The organism is Saccharopolyspora sp. (genome assembly GCF_017434145.1).
Lineage (GTDB): Bacteria > Actinomycetota > Actinomycetes > Mycobacteriales > Pseudonocardiaceae > Saccharopolyspora_C > Saccharopolyspora_C galaxeae.
The window spans coordinates 1-3,057 of the sequence record NZ_JAFRFW010000109.1 but is presented as its reverse complement, the minus strand read 5'-3'; the positions used below and the strand labels follow the sequence as shown (position 1 = coordinate 3,057).

Annotated in this window: 3 protein-coding genes; 2 read left to right on the top strand and 1 reads right to left on the bottom strand. The window is 70.7% G+C overall.

What is annotated here, in order from left to right:
• The first annotated feature begins 152 nt into the window (after window positions 1–152).
• Window positions 153–1,208 (top strand): histidinol-phosphate transaminase, encoded by a 1,056-nt coding sequence (gene hisC / locus IJH84_RS02930; protein WP_295139891.1) that lies wholly within the window; start codon window positions 153–155, stop codon window positions 1,206–1,208.
• Between the two features lie 76 nt (window positions 1,209–1,284).
• Entirely contained in the window at window positions 1,285–2,040 is a 756-nt protein-coding gene (locus IJH84_RS02925; protein ID WP_295139889.1) for a hypothetical protein, read from the top strand.
• Window positions 2,041–2,259: 219 nt separating this feature from the next.
• Here IJH84_RS02925 and IJH84_RS02920 read toward each other — a convergent pair.
• Window positions 2,260–3,057: hypothetical protein (locus tag IJH84_RS02920; RefSeq protein WP_367268940.1), on the bottom strand; the 798-nt coding region annotated here is incomplete at its 5' end.

Sequence of the window (3,057 nt, the reverse complement as noted above, 5' to 3'; positions counted from 1 at the left end):
GCGTCCGCAGCGCACAGGAACCGACAAGTCGCCCGCGGATGTCGAACACGCGCGAATCGGCGCCGCTCGGGGTGCCACCGCAGAGCCGCACCGCGCTCTAGAGTTGGCGGGCGACACCGTCGCTCGCGGTACGTCGAACCAAGGAGGCGTGCATGACCGTCCGCATCCGCGCAGACCTCGACCAGCTGCCCGCCTACGTCGCAGGCCGCACCGTCCCCGGTGCGATCAAGCTGGCCAGCAACGAAGTCTCAGCCGGTCCGCTGCCCGGCGTCGAGGCGGCGATCGCGCGCGCGGCCGCGGACGTGCACCGCTACCCCGACATGGGCGCGACCCGGCTCACCGGAACGCTCGCGGAGCGCCTCGACGTCGCGCCGGAGCGAATCGCCATCGGCTGCGGCTCGGTGGCGCTGTGCGAACAACTCGTGCAGATCACCTGCACCGCCGAGGACCAGGTCGTTTTCCCGTGGCGCTCGTTCGAGGCGTACCCGATCGTCACGCAGGTGCACGGCGCCGGGCAGGTCCCAGTACCGCTGAGCACCGGGCACGCGCTCGACCTGGACGCACTGGCCGCCGCGATCACGCCTGCGACCCGGCTGGTGTTCGTGTGCACGCCGAACAACCCGACGGGCACCGCGCTGCGCCGCACCGAGCTGGAGCGGTTCCTGGACGCGGTGCCGTCGGACGTGCTGGTGGTGCTCGACGAGGCGTACCGCGAGTTCGTCACCGACCCCGACGTGCCGGACGGCATCGAGCTGTCCCGCCGGTACGCCAACGTGCTGTCGCTGCGGACGTTCTCGAAGGCGTACGGGCTGGCGGGCCTGCGCGTCGGCTACGCGGTCGGCCCGGAGCACGTGATCGAAGCGCTGCGCAAGGTCTGCATCCCGTTCAGCATCAACGCGGTCGGCCAGGCCGCCGCGCTGGCCTCGCTGGACGCGGGCAACGAGCTGAAGGATCGGTGCGAGTCGGTCGCCGCCGAACGCGTCCGGGTCCGCGACGACCTGCTCGCGCTCGGCTACGACGTTCCGGAGACGCAGGCGAACTTCGTGTGGCTCGCGCTGGGCGAGCGGACGCAGGAGTTCAACGAGCACTGCATGGCCGAGGGGGTGGTGGTGCGCGCGTTCGCCGGGGACGGAACCCGCGTGACCATCGGCGGCGCCGCGGAGAACGACGCTTTCCTGGCGGCCGCCCGCTCGTTCCGGAAAACCTGACACCACGAGGGGAAGCCGCTGATCGTCCCGCGTTGCTAGGGTCCATCCGGCGAACGGTCGACGGCGGGGAGCGGCTATGCAGCAGATACCGGACGGCATGCGCGCCGCGTACCTCGTCGTCGATGCCGTGACGGGAAAAGTGCTGCGCACCCGGCACGCCGACGACAAGATCCGGTCCGCATCGCTGGTGAAACCGCTGATCGCGGTGGACCACCTGCTGCGGCTGGACGGTCCGGTCCCGGACGCCGACCGCGTCCTGCTGGAGCCGATGCTGCGGGCCAGCGACGACGACGCGGCCAGCGAGCTCTGGGACCGCGGCGGGCGCAACGACGTGGTCGGACGGATGGTCGCGGAAATGGGGCTGGTCGACACCGCGCCGCCGCGCGATCCGGAGATGTGGGGCTACACCGCGATCACCGCGGCGGACGTGGTCCGGATCTACGACTACCTGCGCAGTTCGGGCAGCGTCGGGGAATACGTGCTGGCGAACCTGGGCGAGTACACGAAATTCGCCTCGGACGGCTTCGACCAGGGCTTCGGCCTGCCCGATGGCACCGACCACCCGGTAGCGGTCAAGCAGGGCTGGTCCGGTTTCGGCCCCGGCCCGAACGAATCCGTCAACGGCAAGAGCCGCCGCAAGGTCCCCGACGAGCGGATCGATCTGCAGCGGCCCGCCATGCACAGCACCGGAACCGTGCGGCACGGCGACCGCGAGCGGATCATGGTGGTGCTCACCCTGCAGCCCGAAGCGACCAGCTGGGACGCGTCCGCGGCGCGGATCACCGAATTGACCCGCGAACTCGACGCGGAAGCGGCGAAAACGTCGGAGTAGCGCCACGTTCTCCCGCGGTCGCCCACCGGGCGGCGGGAGATGTCCGGCGAAGAGAGGGGGAGTACTTCGCCGGACACCCCACGAGGTGATCCCGGCGGCAACCGGTGATCACGCCGACTGCGTAGTGAACTACGCCGAGGGCGAATCTAGCCGCACCCGTGGAAAACCCGCCGGGCACGAGCACCATGATCGCTCGTTCGAGTGGAAGATCTTGCCCGTTCAGCGGCCGGTGGAGCGAGCTTCGGCTTCGTCCGGCGGGCGCGGCTGGTAGTGGTCGGCGGCCGGCTTGCCGACTTCCTCCTCGCTGACCCGGTCCTCGCCGCGGCGGCGGAAGAACCGGAAACCGGGAATGCCGACGATCGCGCGGCGCACGTCGTGGGTGACTTCCAAGAGTTCGTGGATCTCCGGGCCGACCTTGTCCAGCGTGCGCAGGATCGGCAGCACGTCCGACAGCACGTGCTCGGTGAGCACCGGCAGCTCGTCGACCAGCCGGATCGCCGCATCGACCTCTTTCTGCGAGAGCTCGTCGACGAACCGCTGCGCCATCGGCGCGGCACGGCGCGCCACCGGTTCGTAGGTGTTGAGCAGTTCGTCGGCCACCGCGGCGGTCTTCTGCACATCGCGCACGGTGTCCGCGGCGTCGGCGCTGACTCCACCGGCTTCCGCGACCAGCTTGCGCGCTCCGGCGGAGATGTCCGCGGCTTCGGCCACGGTGCCCGCGGCGGCATCGGCGGTGTTGCGGGCTTGCCGCAGCACTTCCTCGACCTCGCCGACGGTGCGGTCGGTGCGCGCCAGGGTTTCCTCGGCCCCGTCGACGATGGTGTTGACCCGGCGCAGCAACATCTCCACCTGATCGACCAGTCCCAGCACCCTGGCCGGCGCGGTCGCCGCGGTCGTGGCCGACTCCACCGCCCAGCCGACGGTGGACTTCGCGACGCCCAGCACGTCGCCGGGCGTGGGGATGCGGATCAACATGCCCCTACTGTGCACGTGCCCGCACCCCGTCGACCACAACCG

Bases quoted from the DNA above. Each gene is read 5' to 3' on its own strand.
- hisC (WP_295139891.1), top strand. From the start codon at position 153: ATGACCGTCCGCATCCGCGCAGACCTCGACCAGCTGCCCGCCTACGTC.
- IJH84_RS02925 (WP_295139889.1), top strand. From the start codon at position 1,285: ATGCAGCAGATACCGGACGGCATGCGCGCCGCGTACCTCGTCGTCGAT.